The sequence below is a fragment of the Ruegeria arenilitoris genome (assembly GCF_013035425.1).
GTDB lineage: Bacteria > Pseudomonadota > Alphaproteobacteria > Rhodobacterales > Rhodobacteraceae > Ruegeria > Ruegeria arenilitoris_A.
Genome location: NZ_WQHX01000004.1, coordinates 1 through 17952 on the forward strand (window position 1 = coordinate 1; position 17952 = coordinate 17952).

16 protein-coding genes are annotated in these 17952 nt (G+C 51.0%); 12 read left to right on the top strand and 4 right to left on the bottom strand.

The window, feature by feature from the left end; all coding sequences use genetic code 11:
- Nucleotides 1–65 precede the first annotated feature (65 nt).
- Nucleotides 66–215, top strand: a complete 150-nt coding sequence (locus GOV45_RS12460) for a hypothetical protein (protein ID WP_170478171.1) — start codon at nucleotides 66–68, stop codon at nucleotides 213–215.
- Nucleotides 216–407: 192 nt separating this feature from the next.
- Here GOV45_RS12460 and GOV45_RS12465 read toward each other — a convergent pair whose 3' ends face one another.
- Nucleotides 408–2207 (bottom strand): NAD(P)/FAD-dependent oxidoreductase, encoded by a 1800-nt coding sequence (locus GOV45_RS12465; RefSeq protein WP_170478174.1) that lies wholly within the window; start codon nucleotides 2205–2207, stop codon nucleotides 408–410.
- Between the two features lie 387 nt (nucleotides 2208–2594).
- Between GOV45_RS12465 and GOV45_RS12470 the strand changes: the two genes are divergently transcribed.
- The 6 genes from GOV45_RS12470 (at nucleotide 2595) to GOV45_RS12495 (ending at nucleotide 9014) form a co-directional block, all read left to right on the top strand.
- Nucleotides 2595–2858, top strand: a complete 264-nt coding sequence (locus tag GOV45_RS12470) for a DUF3489 domain-containing protein (protein ID WP_170478177.1) — start codon at nucleotides 2595–2597, stop codon at nucleotides 2856–2858.
- Complete coding sequence (locus GOV45_RS12475; RefSeq protein WP_254448002.1) at nucleotides 2855–3268, top strand: DUF2924 domain-containing protein; 414 nt, start codon at nucleotides 2855–2857, stop codon at nucleotides 3266–3268. The genes GOV45_RS12470 and GOV45_RS12475 overlap by 4 nt, the downstream gene beginning before the upstream one ends.
- Nucleotides 3268–4896, top strand: a complete 1629-nt coding sequence (locus tag GOV45_RS12480; protein ID WP_170478179.1) for a recombinase family protein — start codon at nucleotides 3268–3270, stop codon at nucleotides 4894–4896. Before GOV45_RS12475 ends, GOV45_RS12480 begins: the two co-directional genes overlap by 1 nt.
- A gap of 273 nt (nucleotides 4897–5169) precedes the next feature.
- Nucleotides 5170–6057 carry an autotransporter domain-containing protein gene (locus GOV45_RS12485; RefSeq protein WP_170478181.1) on the top strand — a complete coding sequence of 296 codons (888 nt, stop codon included), beginning with the start codon at nucleotides 5170–5172 and terminating at the stop codon, nucleotides 6055–6057.
- A 377-nt stretch (nucleotides 6058–6434) separates the two neighbouring features.
- Complete coding sequence (locus GOV45_RS12490; protein ID WP_170478184.1) at nucleotides 6435–7982, top strand: hypothetical protein; 1548 nt, start codon at nucleotides 6435–6437, stop codon at nucleotides 7980–7982.
- A gap of 84 nt (nucleotides 7983–8066) precedes the next feature.
- On the top strand, nucleotides 8067–9014 hold the full coding sequence (locus tag GOV45_RS12495; protein ID WP_170478186.1) for a cation transporter: 948 nt from the start codon (nucleotides 8067–8069) through the stop codon (nucleotides 9012–9014).
- Nucleotides 9015–9039: 25 nt separating this feature from the next.
- Here GOV45_RS12495 and GOV45_RS12500 read toward each other — a convergent pair whose 3' ends face one another.
- Nucleotides 9040–10422: a phospholipase D family protein gene (locus GOV45_RS12500; RefSeq protein WP_170478189.1), complete on the bottom strand. Its 1383-nt coding sequence runs from the start codon at nucleotides 10420–10422 to the stop codon at nucleotides 9040–9042.
- Nucleotides 10423–11130: 708 nt separating this feature from the next.
- Here GOV45_RS12500 and GOV45_RS12505 point away from each other — a divergent pair.
- The 3 genes from GOV45_RS12505 (at nucleotide 11131) to GOV45_RS12515 (ending at nucleotide 14411) form a co-directional block, all read left to right on the top strand.
- On the top strand, nucleotides 11131–12009 hold the full coding sequence (locus GOV45_RS12505) for a hypothetical protein (protein WP_170478191.1): 879 nt from the start codon (nucleotides 11131–11133) through the stop codon (nucleotides 12007–12009).
- Complete coding sequence (locus GOV45_RS12510) at nucleotides 12006–12770, top strand: hypothetical protein (RefSeq protein ID WP_170478194.1); 765 nt, start codon at nucleotides 12006–12008, stop codon at nucleotides 12768–12770. Before GOV45_RS12505 ends, GOV45_RS12510 begins: the two co-directional genes overlap by 4 nt.
- Before the next feature lie 300 nt (nucleotides 12771–13070).
- The gene (locus GOV45_RS12515) at nucleotides 13071–14411 is read left to right on the top strand and encodes a mechanosensitive ion channel family protein (RefSeq protein WP_170478197.1); all 1341 of its coding nucleotides are present in this window, start codon (nucleotides 13071–13073) and stop codon (nucleotides 14409–14411) included.
- A gap of 158 nt (nucleotides 14412–14569) precedes the next feature.
- Here the strand turns inward: GOV45_RS12515 and GOV45_RS12520 are convergent, their stop codons facing one another.
- Nucleotides 14570–15142 carry a hypothetical protein gene (locus GOV45_RS12520; RefSeq protein ID WP_170478201.1) on the bottom strand — a complete coding sequence of 191 codons (573 nt, stop codon included), beginning with the start codon at nucleotides 15140–15142 and terminating at the stop codon, nucleotides 14570–14572.
- Between the two features lie 444 nt (nucleotides 15143–15586).
- Between GOV45_RS12520 and GOV45_RS12525 the strand changes: the two genes are divergently transcribed.
- Complete coding sequence (locus GOV45_RS12525) at nucleotides 15587–15955, top strand: hypothetical protein (RefSeq protein WP_170478204.1); 369 nt, start codon at nucleotides 15587–15589, stop codon at nucleotides 15953–15955.
- Nucleotides 15956–16114: 159 nt separating this feature from the next.
- Here the strand turns inward: GOV45_RS12525 and GOV45_RS12530 are convergent, their stop codons facing one another.
- Nucleotides 16115–16609, bottom strand: a complete 495-nt coding sequence (locus GOV45_RS12530; protein ID WP_170478207.1) for a hypothetical protein — start codon at nucleotides 16607–16609, stop codon at nucleotides 16115–16117.
- A 342-nt stretch (nucleotides 16610–16951) separates the two neighbouring features.
- Between GOV45_RS12530 and GOV45_RS12535 the strand changes: the two genes are divergently transcribed.
- Nucleotides 16952–17923, top strand: a complete 972-nt coding sequence (locus tag GOV45_RS12535; protein ID WP_170478210.1) for a SphA family protein — start codon at nucleotides 16952–16954, stop codon at nucleotides 17921–17923.
- Nucleotides 17924–17952: the final 29 nt, after the last annotated feature.

Sequence of the window (17952 nt, forward strand, 5' to 3'; positions counted from 1 at the left end):
TTCCGAGCATCACTTTGGTCGTCCCGGGTACAAACTGATACGGGCTAGCGAGATATGCGGACATATTGCTGGTCGAAGGCAACCCACTTGAAGACATTGCCGTCCTTGGAGCTAATTCAGATCAATACGGCGCACCGGATCGCGGTGCTGGTGAAATTTCCACCATGGACCTGATTATGAAGGACGGTGTGATCTACAAAAACACACTAGAATAAAAAACGATGGGTCCGCTTTGGGCTCGGAACGGTCGTTCGAAGCGGATATAGGGAATGACTGCCTTGCGGACTAACCTGCCATTTGCGGCAATGCGGCACCCAAAGGTTACCTGAATGTCTGCTCCGTAACAAAACAGACATTGATTTTTAAATGCTGTAAAGGGCGGATCCGGCCCTCGGCCGGCTCAATCCCTACGAAAGGTGGTGCACCTCCTGCAACCCGTATACGGGGGTTTCGATACCCTCCATCCTTGCCTTGATCTGCAACGACAGGAACTGTGAGTAATGGCGAGACTGATGTAAGTTACCGCCGTGGAACCAAAGAGCTTCCTGTTGTGTGGGTTTCCACATGTTGCGCTGTTCTCCTTCCCAAGGACCGGGGTCCTTCGTGGTATCCGATCCTAATCCCCAAACCTTGCCGACTTTATCAGCCATCTCCTGACCCGCCAGATCCGCGATCCAGCCATTCATCGAGTTATAGCCAGTGGCATAGACAATGACATCTGCGTCGAGATGCGTTCCGTCATCTAAGATTACACCAGTTTCGTCGACCTTAACGACCTGTCCCCGCTTTATCTTGATCTCGCCATCGATAATCAGCTGACTGGCGCCGATATCTATGTAATAGCCAGATCCGCGCCTCAGATATTTCATGAATAGACCAGAGTTATCGTCCCCCCAATCGAGCCAGAAACCAGCCTTTTCCAACCCGTCGTAGAACTCCTTGTCCTGTTCTTTCATCGCGGCATACGCCGGAATCTGGAATTCATGCAGTATCGCATAGGGCAGTGACGCGAAGATCAGATCGGCTTTTTCTGTTGTGACACCAGCCTCTACGGCCCGTTCAGAATAGAGATCGCCAAGTCCGATTTCCATCAAAGTATCGGAACGCACAATATGTGTGGAAGACCTTTGAACCATGGTGACATCAACATCGTTCTCCCACATGGCGGCGGCGATATCGTGCGCGGAGTTGTTCGAACCCACTATAACTGCCCTTTTGCCTTTGTACTTGTCCGGACCTGGATGCTGTGAGGAGTGATGCTGATCGCCCTTGAACTTATCCATCCCGGGAAAGTCAGGCATATTGGCTTTTCCGGACATGCCAGTCGCCATAATAAGCTGCTTGGGTTTTAGCACCAGTTCTTTGCCACCACGGTCCACCACGACTGTCCACTCTTTGGTTTTCTCATCAAAGCTGGCAGATTTGGCGGTCGTGCGTGTCCAATAGTTCAGTTCCATCACCTTGGTGTACATTTCCAGCCAATCACCGATTTTGTCTTTGGGCGAAAAGATTGGCCAATTTTCCGGGAACTTTATGTAAGGTAGATGGTCATACCAAACTGGATCGTGCAGGCAGAGCGACTTGTAGCGTTTGCGCCAGCTGTCCCCCGGGCGATCGTTACGCTCGACAATAATTGTGGGCACGCCTAGTTGGCGCAGTCTGGCACCCAATGCTATCCCGCCCTGACCGCCGCCGATAATCAGGCAATAAGGTTGGGTTTCATGGCCAAGCTCGGCCTCCTCTTTCTCTCGCTCTTCTTTCCATGTGGTGCGGTGCTTGCCGGCGCCATGTTTCGCTCCGAGTGGGCGCTGAAATCCCTTTGGCTCTTCGTGTCCCTTGAGCTCGACCATCGTGGTTAGGAGTGTCCAGATCAGACCGTCCTTGAGACGCAATAGGCCATAGCCTCGGGCCATTTCAGTTTCGAATTCTATCCAGGCGGTCGTTACGCCATCGGCTTCAGTCGGCGTCTCGCCTTCGGCTACCTTCCAACCCGTCGGCTTTATGGTTGCCAGTTGGTGGCGCAACATATCGGCCACCTGATCTTTTCCTTCGACGGTTTTGATGTTCCAAGTAAAGGAGACTAGATCACGCCAATAGCAATCATCCTGAAACATCTGAGTAGCGGCTTCAATGTCTTCGTTCTTTAGGGCTGTACCAAAAGAATCGAGAAATGCCTGTGTTTGACCCGTCAATGTCGTATCGAGCATAATTTTCCTCCCTCGTTTCATCCTAATTCGAACACTCTAGGAGAACCGCACCATTAAGAGCCAGCGTTTTAGCTAAATGCTGCCAAACCTAATATCATGGGCTCAAGGCAATCATTCGTTGCGGAGCTGCGATCACAAGCCTAATTAGCGTCAGTTTTGGGCTCGATGCAGTCATCTGAGTCTTTCTGTCAGATGACCGCTTGTGGTCGGAAAGCGGACACGGAAGCCATAACCACTGATCTAATAAATTCGGGTTTTCCCCCTAAATGGACTGGACTTCCTGGCGGTTCAGAGCGGTACTGTCTTTGTCGCATTCGCCCGGGATCACCGGGCTCCACTCAGTACGGTGCGAGGGATGGACCTTTGCCCCAAGAGTGGAGAAACACGATGACAAAACCAAATGCGGTAGCGCAAAGTTCGGCCAGAACCACAAAGTTTGCCAAAGAGCTGACCCATCATAAGCAACTTCACAGAATGCTCACGCGGAAATCCGGCGTCACAATCGCGCAGCTTCAAAAGACCTTCGGCTGGCAACCGCACACGGCACGGGCCGCGATATCCGCGCAACGCAAAGCGGGATGTGTGGTCGACAGACTGGAGACCGACAAGGGATCGGTTTACCGAATTGTTGAAGAGCAGGGCACCCAATGAAAACGAAGCAAACCGAAGAAATGTCGATCCTGATATCAGAGATCGAAACTTTCGATCGCGCCGTCTGTCTCGAGTACTGGCACAAGACCTTCGGACGCTCGCCACCAAAGTATCTGTCACCACAGTTTATGAAGCGGGTGCTGATCTGGGATATGCAAAACAAAGCGCTGGGCAGTGTGTCAGCGAAAACTACCCGACGCCTGAAGCAGATTGCGGCTGGGAAAGTGTTGCCCACGACCGCCAGGCCTGGGTCTCATCTGGTCCGCGAGTGGAACGGACGGACCTATCAGGTCGAGGTCGTTGAGGGTGGGTACGTCATGGATGGCAGATCCTGGAGGTCCTTGTCAGCCATTGCGAAGCATATCACGGGCGCGCATTGGTCCGGTCCGCGTTTCTTCGGGGTACAGTGATGCGCCGGATCCGCTGTGCCATCTATACCCGCAAGAGCTCGGAAGAGGGGCTGGAACAGGACTTCAATTCTCTCGACGCACAGCGAGAGGCTTGCGAAGCCTACATCGCTAGCCAGAAGCATGAAGGTTGGGAATTGCTGCCCGACCGGTATGACGACGGCGGCATCTCCGGCGGACACCTGGATAGGCCTGCTTTGCGGCGGTTGATGCAAGCTGTAGATGACAAACACGTCGATCAGATCGTGGTCTATAAGATCGACCGGTTGACGCGATCACTGGCAGACTTTGCCAAGCTGGTGGAACGGTTGGATGAGGCTGAAGCGTCGTTTGTGTCGGTCACACAAAGCTTCAACACAGCCACCAGCATGGGGCGGCTCACACTGAATGTTTTGCTCAGTTTTGCCCAGTTTGAACGCGAAGTGACGGCGGAACGCATTCGCGACAAGATCGCGGCCTCAAAGCGCAAGGGACTTTGGATGGGGGGCAACGTTCCGCTTGGTTATCAGGCAGATGGCCGGACGCTGAAGATCGACCCGGAGGAATCGGCGACTGTCGAAGGTCTCTATGATCTCTATCTCGAGCATGGCCTCATCCGCGTTGTGAAAGAGTACGCAGATCGGATGGATCTCAGATCGCGACGGCGTGTTCGTGGGGAAGGGCGGGTGTCTGGCGGTATCCGTTTTGAGCGCGTGCACATCCATCACATACTGACCAACCCGATTTATGCCGGACGGATCCGCCACAAAGGCCAGGTGTACGACGGACAGCATCCTGCCATCATCGCGCCTGACCTATGGGACCGGGTTCAGCGCATGCTGGAAGATGGGGCAACAAAGCCTCGAGGTGCCAAACGCAAAACTCAACGATCCCTTTTGGCCGGCAAGTTCTTCGATGAAACCGGCGACCGGCTGACACCCAGCCACAGCAGGAAGAATGGAAAGCGATTGCGGTACTACATCTCGCACCGACTGGTGAAAGACCGCAGCCGGAGGTATCCGGATGCCTGGCGGTTGCCTGCGGACGAGCTTGAGGTGTTGATCGCTGATGTCATTCGAAAGAACCTGAGCCGTCCTGATTTTGTTGCAGCCCTTATGCCGGACGTAACTGCCGCAGAGATTCCTGGCATCACCACCAAATTGAAATCCGTCCAAAGCGCGAAACAGTGCCTTGCTCTTGTCGCGCGAACGGATCTCAAGCCGGGACAGCTCGCTGTTCTTCTTGGTCAGAGGGAAATCGCCGCGCTACTTGAATGCAACCAAGATCGGCTAGACCCATCCGCTCTATGTATCGAAGCTCCGTTCCGGATGCGCCGGCGCGGAGTCGAGCTGAAGTTGCATCTGGGAGACGCACCCTCGGAGGTGGATCTCACTCTGGTTCAGAACATCGTCAAAGCGCAGCGATGGATGTCTATGATCCTGAGTGGACAGACCTTTACGGAAATCGCGGAGGCGGAAGGCACATCCAAACGCCGTGTCCAGGATGTGGTTGATCTGGCGATGCTTGCCCCAGATATCCTCGACGCCATCGCATCGGGTGAACAGTCGGATGGCCTGACATCTGATTATCTCATTAAAACCGGCGTTCCGGCTTCGTGGTCCGGGCAACGCGAACAGTTCGCGAAGCTCTGAGCAAAGCCTCCCTGCAATCTACCAAACTCGTACCGCCGAAATGGCAAACAGAGACTGAGGGCCGAAATCGGCCCTTTTTGCTCTGCATCCTGTGTCTCTGTCAGAAATTGCTCATGCCAAGCCGCGGAAATCACGCGGCAATATCGCCGCAATCTCTCGTCAGCTCAAATTTAAGGAGTGGGTAGGTTACTAAGTGTTGGCGGGCAAGATTGCATGGCAATAGCTAGGTTATCGGTACTAATTTTGGTTTGCAGCGTCGCAGCCAACTCTTCGATGGGTCAATCACTCGATGACGGAAGCGGATATGATGTGCGCGACAACATCAAGGGAGCTCTTGCAATTCTGGGAATATCGGCTGCACCAAATGAGTCGGCTAGCGTCCTTTTTTTGGACAAAAATGTTCAAAACGGCGATGACTATGACCTTCGAGGTGGCCAATTAGGGGGCGGTTTCAGGGTTTCAGAAGACATTCCGGTTTACCTGGAAGGATATATTGGGTTCACCAATTACGACCCGGAGTTTTTGTTGTCCGGGGCTAGTACCGGCACAAGCATATTGTCCCATTGGACAAGTGTAGCCGCAACCGGCGGAGTAGGTTGGCAATTTGACGTAAACGAGAACTGGAAAATTCGCCCCATGGTCAATTTTTCAATTGGCCGGGTTCAGAGTGACAGTTCCATTGCAGCCCAGGTTATCAGCAGTCTCCTGGATGCCGATTTGGATTTTCTGAGTGACGGGGGCATAACGGCGCTGGGATATGGTGGATCCTTGGTTGCCGAATTTAATCGTCGTTGGGCGAATGACTATGAACTCGATCTGCGATTTAGACATACGCACATCATTCTGGAACCGCTGGACACCGATCTTGTTGGTCAGGCCGAAGCGATATCAACCGTTGCCTGGTCCCGGGTCAGAGTGCCAACGGGTGTTCGGGTGTTCTCCCAGCCTACGCGTTGGGTTGGCGAAGTTTCGGCCTCTTATATCCCGGGTGATCAGGGAATCGTTTTGGACAGTGAGTGGCTTGCCCAGTTGGGCGCCGGGATTGAGCTGGACCTGTCCAAAAACGACTCTGCCTGGGTCGAAGAGCTGCGCCTTATGGCTCGTATTGCGAAAGGCGACAATATTGAAGGTTACTCAGTCGGTGTAGCCATAAAATTCTGAAATCAGGCACCTGGCCCTCGGACGTACTCTGAAATTCCGCTGAATGAAGTCTGGACCTCACTGAAGTAGTGCCACTTGCGGGTGGGAAATGATTGGTGCGCTCGGATTTGATTGGTCTTCCATAGTGTGTTTGAACCGGATTGTCTTGCCACATGTCTGTGGAATGTGCGCTTGAAACAGCCGTTACCAACACCGCAAGGGTGACTATCACCGGAATTGTCCATCTGTGCGTCATCAAAAGCCTCCTTCGGTCTTACCCGTTTTCCAAGATGGCTTTTAGTTAGGAACGTGATGGGATTGGTGGGAGGAAGTAACATGTTGCAATACAGTAATTTACATTGGCAAACTTGATGACGTGACAATGCAGGAGAATTGCCGTGCCAGAAAAATTTGACAAAGCGGATATCCTGAAACAGCTGGATCGCATTGTAACATCCAAAGATTTTGAAGGCAGCGCGAGGACAAAATCGTTTCTTGAGCACCTTGTTCACCGTGAGCTTGAAGGGCGCGGCGATGAATTAAGGGGAACCGCCCTGGCTATGGATGTTTTTGGGCGAGGTGCTGACTTTGATCCCAATGTGGATCCGATTGTCCGTATCGAGGCTGTCAAACTACGCAAAGCGCTGGACTATTTTTATCTGACCTCGGGGGCCAATGACCCGGTTTCTATAGCCGTTCCCAAGGGGCAATATCGCCCGCAGTTTGAAGCAAATTCTGCTAAAGAAAAACCGCAGGAGCAATCGTTGGCACACGGTGCTGGGTGGCCAGTTTTGGGCATCTGTGCCTTTTCCGGATCAGATACGATACGTGCCCAGTTTTTTCGTGAGGGATTTCCCGAGGAACTGGGGCTTGAGCTTGCACGATTTGCCCATATCCGTGTTCTAACGGGGTACGATGACACGCCTTCGAACGAAACCTCAGCGCAATTCATACCGCGTTGTGATTATGTTCTGGATGGTACAGTGAGGGACGCCCAATCCAGCCTGCGTCTGATTGTGCAACTCAAAAGGGCGGAGGACGGCTCTATTTTGTGGTCCGAACGCCGCGATTTCGATCCGGACAACGCCGACAGCTTCAAATTCCAGGAACAGGTAGCAAAGAAATGCGCGGTAAAAATTGCCGACGCTTACGGAGTTGTCGCCACGGATGCGGCAGATCGTTTCACAAGTCGCGCAACATCCGGGCAAAGAGCATATCAGGCTTTATTGGCCTTCCATGCTCACCTGCGTACATCCAGATCGGGCAGCTTACAGCAAATGATGAAGCTTGCGCGGAATGCCACCCAAAACAATGACTCTGGAGGATTGGCCCATGCCTTGATTGCGCTGGGATACGTGGAGGAAGTTGCGCTCGGCCAAAAACGCCTGAGTGCGGTTCTGGGGCAGGGGCAAGCCCATGCAGAAAAGGCCGTTGCGCTTGAACCACAATGTCAGGAAGCCTTGTTTGCTGCGGCTATTTACGCGCAGATGGGTGGGGACAGTCCACGGTTTGAGCGCTTGATCGGCGCCGCGATACAGGCCAATCCCAACGGTGCCTTGTTGATCGCATTAGCAGGTGCATGGTTGGCGCTTGTGAGCGACATAAAGTTGGGCTGCCAAATGGTACGGCAGGCTTTGGACATTAATCCACTGTTGCCAATCTGGACGAATATCACCTTGTGCCTCGAGGATGTCGAAAATGGAGATTACGCATCGGCCTCAGAAAAAGTGCGCCTGATTGATGCACGTGAACATGCAGGTGATTGGCTGTTGATTGCTGCTATTCACGGACTGGCAGGCGAGGCTGAGTTGGCAGACGATGCGCTGTCGAACTTTCCAACCGATCAATTTACGCTCGACGAATATCTCAGCGATCTCCCTTATGCGTCCGGCGTTGTGGATTTGTTGCGGAGAGGCACAAGGCATTTGGCTTCGGATGAGATGTGATACTGGCGGAATCGACACAAGGGCCGGACCATTGACGTGCGGATGTCGCACGATGTCCAGCGCCTGGGAACTTAGGATCGGGTTATGAATTCTTCGACGGTTGAAGATCGGCACGAGTTGGAAAGCCGCGCCATGAATGTGGGAATGGCGGGAAATTTGTTCATGGCTGCTGCTGGGATTGTTGCCGCGTATTATTCCCATTCTCAGGCCATTCTGGTGGACGGGCTGTTTTCGCTTATCGGCTTTACAGCTGCTGTGTTCGGAAAACGGGTGGCACGCAGTGCGCAAAAGAAACCGGACAAATTTCGCCCCTATGGTTATGCTGGCGATGAAGCGCTGTTTACCACGTTTAGGTCGCTGTCTTTGCTAGGATTGGTGGTTTTTGCGATCTCCAACGCCGCCCTGAGCATTGCGGGATACCTGAACGGAGAAGCCCAACCGGAGTTGGTGTTTGCTCCGATGGTTGGGTACTTTGTTGTTGTTGGTCTTACCTGTCTGATGCTTTGGGGGTTTCACACCCGGTCGTGGCTGAAGACAGGAAAGCAAAGTGACGTTCTGCGGCTGGAAAAGAAAGCGGCCGCATTTGACGGCATCATCACCTTTGCTGCTGCAGTTGGACTTTTGGGCATTCATTTCCTCAAAGATGGTTTTCTGGCGCCTATTGCGCCCGTAGGAGACTCAATCATAGTGCTTGTTCTCTGTGCAACCGTCATCGTGCAATATATCAAGGACTTTATGTCAGGCGTGCAAGAGCTTGCAGGTGCGACTGCGGCACCTCAGCAAATTGCAGCGGCGCGCAGGACCGTGCGTGGCACATTACGTGATGACGGCGGCACACTAGTTGATCTGTCCGTATCGAAACTGGGGCGTGGTTATACCATCATGGTCTATTATGATCCGCAGCATCCGTGCCTGGCCGCGCAGATTGACCAGCTTACGTTGCAACTCCAAGCGGACCTTTCGGCCATTTTCGATTCACTGGATATTATCGTGGTCGTATCCCAGCAGGGAAGGGTTTTGGAACCTGTCTGAGCTGGAAGATTATTGGAAACCGATATCAAAGCTGGCTTTCGATCGGAAGCCAACCGGACACTTTAGCAACCAGTTTACGCCAGATCCCTGCCGACGGTTCTTGGAGCAATAGCTTGCTGCTCATTGACGCTGTTTCTTCCCATTGAAGTTTTCCGGCATCACTTAACGACACCTTGTAGGTGTAGATCGATAGAGCCGCATCTAGTTGTTTTTGGATTTCTTCGGCAAGGCCAGGGCTGCGGATCAACATTCCGACTTCCGAGTTCTGCCGAATGGACCTTGGATCAACATTTTCAGAACCCACAAAAACATAAGCCCCATCTATCAAAGCAATTTTTGTGTGAAGGGTTAGCGGTATTTTCGCGCCCTCATTCGAACGCGATGTATTGGCGCGCACTTCAAAGAAGTTTACTCCGGCCAGCAACAGGCGTTTGCGATACCTTGCATAATGGCCATGGGTGTAGGGGTGATTGGTTGAGGCAAGAGAATTTGTCACTATCGAAACATCAATGCCCTTTCTGACCAGCTTCTCCAAGAACTCCGTGCCGTACTCCTCGGGAATAAAGTAAGGGGTCACTACCGTGACGCTACTTTTCGCACGCCTCAGGCTGTTATAAAAGGCATCCCCTACCGCAAAAGGCCCGATGCCAGAAGGCGTACGAAGTTTCTTGGGATCATCGGCCACGATACGCGCGCGACCAAAGTGGACGGGCACCTGACCATTCTCGAGCTGTCTAATATATTCAGAACCCAGCGCCCGTTCATAAATAGAAACTTCTTGGTCAAGAGCGCGTGCTTGAAACTGTTCATATGCTTCGTTCAGAGGAGCGACATCACCATCGTGGACGATTGTAAATGGCAAGGACCAGGTGTCGTTCCAATAAGTGTCAAAAGTCTCGGACAATTTTTGAACAGGATAGCCAGCGACAAAGAGATCGAAGTCCGCAAAGTCGTATCGCGTTCCTATGCTGAAATATTCGTCTGCAATGTTTCTGCCGCCGATAATCGCGAAACTGCCGTCGGTGATCGTCACCTTGTTGTGCATTCGGCGGTTCACTCTGGTAAAATCCAACCGGAAATTAACAGCCGCGGTACTGTTCCGGGACAGTGGATTGAAAACGCGAATTTCCACATTTGGATGTGCGTTCAAGGATGCAATCTGATCATCACGCGCCGTCGTGAAAACATCGTCGAACAGCAGTCTGATTTTCACCCCACGTTCTGCCGCGGAATACAGGGCAAGCCACATAAGTGAACCGGCCAAATCGGGCTTGATCAGAAAAGTTTGTAAGTCAATTGAACTTTCCGCTGTTTCGATCATTCGCAATCGCGCTCCGAGCGCATCATTGCCGTCGAACAAAGGAGCCATTGCCATTAATTGGCTGTCCGGGCCAGTTAGGTCAGTCACAACTTGCTGAGCTCGGGTTCCGGCTGCCGGGAGAGCGCGGGAACTCTCCCTTGGTGTATCGAACGGAACATAAGTACAACTTCCAATGGTTATCAGCAGACAACATCCAAGGAGTAGTTTTAGTGTGACCCTCATACGTAATACCTGTTGGGCGGTGGCAGCTGCGGCGCGAACTTGACGGTGTTGAACTGACCTTTTAGATTCGAAGAAATCAGGCCCGGATGGTTGGCGGAAAGTAAGTCTGGTTGCAAACTCAAGGTGTCTTCCGCGTTCTTCAAATAGCACCCCAGATTAATGTTCTGCGCCCATCAACTTGATCCCTTGGGATAAGTCGGGTTACGAGAATAGGCAGGGACATCGACATGTCAATCGTTGCGGTCACGGATGTGGTTTGGGCTACGGCAGAACGTCTGAGACGCTTCAATAGTATCAAGCCAAAAGAATGGTGGGCGTCTGGACTGGAGTGGCGTGCCCTCATCTGAGAATGTGGGCGGTGGAAACGGATGCCTCCTCAGTTCGGGAATACCTGGCGCTTCAGGCCGCCCATTCACGGGTGGATTTGGGCTTTGGGAATTGCTCTGATTTGAGGGCTGTTGCTTTGTCGTGGCAAGCTCAAGGTTCAGGCGTTTCGCCGATTTTTCTCGACTGGCCAATGTCTATCAACTATTTCTTGTAAAATGGTTTTCACTTCAGGCAGGATCACGACGGTTGTTTAACTTGGTCATTGTCGACAAAGTGAAGCGAACAACACCTGTTCTATTTTTAGTACTTTTTCTGCTCAGCATACTTGCCGCATGTGAGCGTGAAAGACCGAAACCATCAAGCGAACTGAACCCTCATGTATTGTTGGCCGCCGCAAAGAATGGAGAAGGAATAGATCCTTCTAAATACAAAGGCGACATCGAATTTCATCTGCCCAGTGAAGTCCCTATTGGCGATGAGATATTCAATGTTGCATTTTATGCAGGGTTGAGCCCAGCGACCGAAACTCGTCTTCGAGTGAATGCCATGGCTGACCTGAGAGCAATCCAGGCACGGTTCCCGGAACTGGCTTCAGGGATTTATGACGATAGTTGCGCCCGAGAAGTGTCGGTTCAGATTCTAGAGACTGAGGCGATCGAAAATCACGTCGAATTGCGTGGATCAATGTTTGTTCGATTTTATTCCTGTAAACAGAAAGCTTCAGGCGAATTGCGTGGCGGTCTTTGGCTGACGCAAGAAATCGACGCCAGTGCCAAGGTGGAGGCTTATGTCGAAGAACAATGTGTACGCTTTTCGGTAGTTGAACTGGACTTGAATCCTCGGGGATTTACTGGCGCTATCGCTAATTTTTTTGGTGTTATCGAAGGAGCACGCACAGAAATTCTCGAACAAGCCGAGAACTATTTTGATGCCAATCCAATTTGTCTGACAGTGCCGAAGGAACTGAAGCCAGTTTCACCGAAAGCCACACTCGTCCGAGCGATTGAAATTGGCGAAGGTGGCATTGGTGCCGAAATTCAAGGGTCGATCGACACAGACGCATCTACACTTGTCAACCTGCTCAGCGTAATGGAACTGAGCGATATTATCGAGGGGCAGCAATGAGACACGCACAGTTGGCAGTGTTTCTGTTTTGCAGCATCAGCCTTGCTTCCCCTTCCGCGGCACAGCAGGCAGAGTTTGACATTGAGGACACTCTGGTCGTCGGCGCAACAGAGATTAATTATGGTCTCAGCCTGATTATGACGGCGGTTTCGCCAACACGTGTTGGCGTCGAAGCTGTGCTTGATTTTAGCGACTTACAGGCCCGATTGCCCGACCTGCTTGCTGAAGAGTCGATCCTGGACTCTTGCGGAAGCCGAATCGATCTCAGTGGGTTTGTAGTTGAGGCACAAGATGAAGTTGTCTCCCTCAGTGGGAAACTTGATACTCAGTTCTTTGAATGCACCAAGACAAGAGAGAATATTTTTGCGCGTGGCGATCCGACAGATAGGTGGATTTTTGGTTTTTCGGCTTCAGCTACAGCTCGGTTTAGCGACAAGTGTGTCACATACGAGCTTGTAGACGCAGTTGTTCAACCCCTTGAGCAATTGCGGGATATTGAGGGGTTCGTCGAAGATGTCGAGGCGCTGCGAGCTATTTTATTGGAAGTCGCTGGGCGCTTTTTAAGCGAACGACCTTTTTGCCCGGCTTTTCCCGAGGAGTTCGAGCCTTTGGACCCGGTTTATGAATCCGGCGGTCCACGTGAAATAGGAGATGGCGGTTTAGGGGCCTATCTTAAAGGATCCATTGATACCAGCACTTATACTATCCTAGGAATACTGCACGTACTACAAGAGGAAGGTGTTATCCCAGGTCCTCCGTAACCCACATTGATGTCCACAAAAAAATACATTGTTTTCAATCCATTTACGACGAGTGCAGCTTGTCACCGTCGCTCATTCAGACCTTTCAAACCGGGTTTCATCACCGACAATCAATCAAAGGAAATCGTTGGTTTGGGCTAACTCTATACAATAGATTTGTGGAAGTATTCTTTCATTGTAAGGTATTGATAGGTCGATGCACTTCGCACCTTAGCCAATGAACCAGTCAACGCGACAGGAAATCCTGCAGTAGGCCTGCCATTGATTGCGAAGAGGGACTGAACCCGTGTGAGCGAATACATGACGCAATTCAATTCCATGAATACCGTCAGAACGACGGCATTAATAGTAGCAACGGTATTGTCCTTTGCGCTGCTTTCCTCGTTGTTTTTGGGAGTGGCACGAGCACAACAGCTGGATCACACAGATCCGTATCAGAACTCAATTTCTATTTCGAGTGACCCAAGCGTACACGACAAAGTCCTCGCTCGGCATTTGGTTGCGTTGGGCGTAGAAGATCTTACAGAAATTGCCGACATTTGGCAGCGCCGCGTCCAAACTAATCTGGCTAGAATAGCCGAGGGCGTAACACGATTGGAAACCGTGGCAGATGATCAAGCTCCTGAACTTGTTGCAGAAATCAAAGAGGTAAACCAAGAGAATATAGGTTACTTTCAAAATTACATGATCGTGGTTTACGCTTTGGCCCGTAAAGGTGGGCCGGAAGAGGAGGTGAAAAAGCACGAGGACTTCATCAGAGGCTTCATAGGCGAGCTTATGCTGTCGTACCAATGGGCCACAATCGCACATCTATCGTGGGACTGGGTGCGATCTGGTAAGGGGGGGCTTAGGGCGCTAAGCGGCCTATTTCAAGCGATTGCAGTTCTTATCGCAGCTTTCATTCTCGGGAGCATTCTAAAAAGAGTTTCTAGCAGATGGCTCCGAAATCGAGATGAAGAAAATGAAATTGCGGCAGTCGTCGTGCCGAATGTTGTGCGCTGGGGCATTCTACTACTCGGATTTCTCTTAGCCCTGTGGGGGCTCGGCGTAAATATCGGTGTCACAACTGCCGTTATCGGTGGTTTTGGATTTCTGATAGCCTTCATGATGCAGAATCTTTTTCAAAGTGTGATTGGTGGCTTTTTGCTTCAAGCGACTAATCCCTATTCAAAAGGCGACGTTATTTCGATCAATCAGATCGTGGGAACAGTTATCGACGTGAATGTGATTTCGACAAAGCTCAGAACTTTTGACAATCGCCTTGTTCAGATCCCAAATCAGTCCATCTGGCAGGGGTCTATGGAAAACCTTACCAAGTACCGTGTGCGGCGCGTCGATCTTGTATTTGGGATTGGATACAAAGATGACATCGAAAGCGCGAAGGCGACCCTTTACGAAATGGTGGAAGAAGACAAGCGTTGTCTGAAAAGCCCAGAAACGCGGGTGTTTGTCGGTGAACTGGGGCCTTCATCCGTGAGCGTTTTTTGCAGACCGTGGGTGCGAACTGATGATTACTGGGATGTTCTTTGGGATCTGACAGAGATTGGAAAAACACGCTTACAAAACAAAGGAATCTTTATCGCTTATCCGCAGATGGACGTGCATATACACACCGGAGATGAGACTTCGTCTGCTGATTGAGCGAAACCAATTATGAGTTTCTCGTGCCCGATTTTACACCAGCCCGGAACCGGTCAAAAAATACTTAATTGCATCAACGATATAAGCACACCCTAAAACTCCAAACAAAAGGGGTATAAGCCAAGATGCGGTAGTGCTGATGAATCGGTTGAATGACTTTAGACTATCAACGATTGAGTCCCCATTAGTTTGTAAGCCAGCGGAACCAACAGAAATGGTATGGCGAAGGCGATATTGTAGATCAGCAATCCTACTAGCTTGGACTGAACGTTAAAACGATACATTTCATTGATGAAACCAAAGTAAGGAACCGCGAACGGTATCCCAACCAAGCAGATGCTTGCGCCCATGACGAATGACGGCAGAACTCCATCTTTCTGCCGGATGGCTTCAGACTTGCCCGATTGCTTCTTCATTGAAGCATTTATGCTTAACGTAAATGCAAGTGTAAGAAAGACTATTCCCAGTAGAAACCCAATTACAAAGTAAATTGGTATCGGATTCACGAATGTATCAATGACAAAGTCTACCACCGGAGCAATGAACTCTGCCAACCCGTAAACTATCAAAACTCCAACCAAAAAATATGCAGCCGTATGCCCTAGTATCAGTGCAAGACTGCTTGCAATCGGCTTCGTGCCGGTTAACGCGATAGCGGTCGCCGCCAAGAGGATTGGGCTGACCACGTCAACAAGCAATATAGGTATTGCAACGATCCAAACATCATTCATCCGCTAACGCCTTATGGTTTTATCGCAGCAGCGTCGTAAAAAATTTCAGACGACGGTCCGAGACTTATCCCAAAGTTGAGAAACCGGAGAGACCCCAAGATTTGCTCAAAGGCCAAGATCCTCGAGTAAGATTTTCCAATGCCTATGAGGGCCATGCCATAAAGGCATTGCGAGTACTTCAGCGTCAACTCCCTTCTGCCCAACGCTTCTCTACAAATACTCAAAAACTCTTAGCGTGTTCGCTTTAAGTGTCTTCCCGGGATCCCGTTGGAGGCTAAAGCCGGTAACTGTTTTCCTACTGTAATTTACCTGCATTACGAGCGTGGCCATTCCCACTTCTGTTGTGAACAAGAGTGAGAGGTGTGAAACATACCACTGTTCAACCATTTGAAAATACTGAGAAAGAACTATCCTTCGACGACAGCGTCGGTCCACAATCTCGTCATGCGAGCCACGGAGCTGAAACTGGCGAGGAGGGACCATACCTGGGTTGAGCTGAATGGTGCTAACTGGGCGCAGCAAGCATTCGAACAAGCGCTCCATGAAGCATTGCTGAGTGCCGCATATGATACGCGCGTACGTAACGCCGAAGAATTGTTGGTTTTTATCGAGAATTTTCTGGTTCAATTTTCGCAGGCATGCCCAAATTGGAAGAATGTCCTCCCAGAGATCACCGACTATCTGCAAAATACGGGCACCAAAAACAGGCCCCTGCTGAATTATGCTATTGAGCGGGTTCAAAGTGAGCAGCCTTTGCGCTTAGAGCATGGCGTACTTAACCGCATTAACCGTTTTGGCGCTGATGGGTTCTAAATCTCCAGCCTTGCCTAAGAACTTCCAAGAGTATTCGCCCGGCAATAATATCAGTCTGGCACTTGGCTGAATACTGCTGGCCGGAATCCTTGAATGAGTCGGCTCATTTGCTGGGAACTCACGCACGGTATGCGTTGAGCATTGAAGAATCAGCGAGCGTCAAAGGTACGCCGCACTTCTCCTTCGCTCAAGGAAGGAAAGAATATGTGCTGCAATCACCATTACCAACCATATCAAAGACGAACTTAGATTTTCGGCTGCGGCAAGTGGCAATACCGCAAACCCAAATAGTATTGAAACGAGATCACTTGCCTGCCAGCCATCGGAAAGCAGGTCGGGCAACAATCCAAAAAAGCTGCCGAATGCGCCTGCAATCAATGTTGACAATAGTCCGCCAACCAATGCAATTATCCATCCTCCAACGCCTGAACGACCAAACATCGGAGCAAGCAGAAACCCCATTAATGCCCCACCTAAGGTCATTGCGGTTACATAGCGTATCACCAGCCCGAAGTTCTGTTTTGCCCAATCGTCACCCAACCCGCCGGGAAGGTCACGAGAAAGGAAGAGCAGGAATAAGCTTGCCCCAATCACGGCCATTACCAAAGTTGCTGCCCGTCGTGGTGCTTTATTTTTTGGTTTTGCGACTGTCATTCAATCGGTCCAAATCGAGAGGGATTGTAATGGGAGCGAACGGAAGCGGCTCCGTGGTTCGGTTTTTTCGCAGATACAGGGCAATCGTATCAAAATACTTGTTAGATCATACAATAAAACGCATGCGCGAGGCCAACAGACAGGCAGGGGAGGTGAATCCTTGCATGACAACCTAGACCTTTTATACGCATATGTCGCTGTGAAATGGTTGGGGCCGTCGCCGGTGCCGCCCAACTGTTTCTAACGAAAGCAGTTAATGACCGTTGGGAGCAAGTCACGGCCTGTTAACAAATAAGCAAATTTGATTATGATCGCCTTAGATGGGCGACGGGGTGTTCCTTTATGAGGCGGTTTTGGAAAGTTTTCACACCTGCAAAATCAGCATATACATTTTTCCCTGTATCGACACAGGTTTCAGCAGTTCTTGGCGTTTTGGCATTCATTGCAGTTTCGATAATCGGCGGCACGGCGGCGGCTCAATTTCCAATTGCAGGAAATTACGGGCTAGGGGCCGGACTGGGACAATCTTCGGCTGTTTTGCCTCCTCAGGGAACTAGGGTGATCGAAAATGGGTGGATCAACTACGACATCCAACGATATGTTGATGAGAACGGAAATGACATCGGTGCACCGACGCCAACAGTCAACGCGGCCCGGTTGACCTTCAGATATGTTTTTCGGGACGTCAGAATACTGGGTGGCGATTATGGGGCAGGCGTCGTCCTGACATACAGAGATCAGGTATTGCGGCCTGAACCTGGATCAGGGACAGATTATCATCTGGGAGACACAGTTATCACACCGCTCGCGCTGGGGTGGCATCACAATAACTGGCACTTTCAAACGTCCTACACCTTTTGGGTCCCAACCGGAGAATTTGAAGCGGGTGGAAGCACCAACACCGGCAAGGGTCTGTGGAGCCACATGCTGTTCGTAGGATCAACATGGAAGCAGGATGCAAGCCTGCCTTGGGCGGCAACGTTTCAGGCACGTTACGAAACGTTCGGACGCCAGAAAACCACCGATATTCGCCCAGGTGACGTCCTGTCATTGGAGTTTGCTTTCGGAAAAGAAGTCGTCCAGGGCTTCAATCTGGGGCTTTTGGCAGCAAAGTCATTCCAGGTTTCAAAGCAAAGCGGGACACCCGGAGGTAATCCCTCAAAATATGAGATCAATTTGGTTGGAGCAGAAGGTGTCTGGAAGCCCAAAGATCTTCCAGGTGCTCAGATCGCCTTGCGCATGGGGAAGGAGTTTGACAACCGAAACACGACGGAAGGCTTCGCGACCCTGCTGTCGCTTGCCTACGCATTTTAACCGGTGAGCATGGGATCATTCGGTGAAAC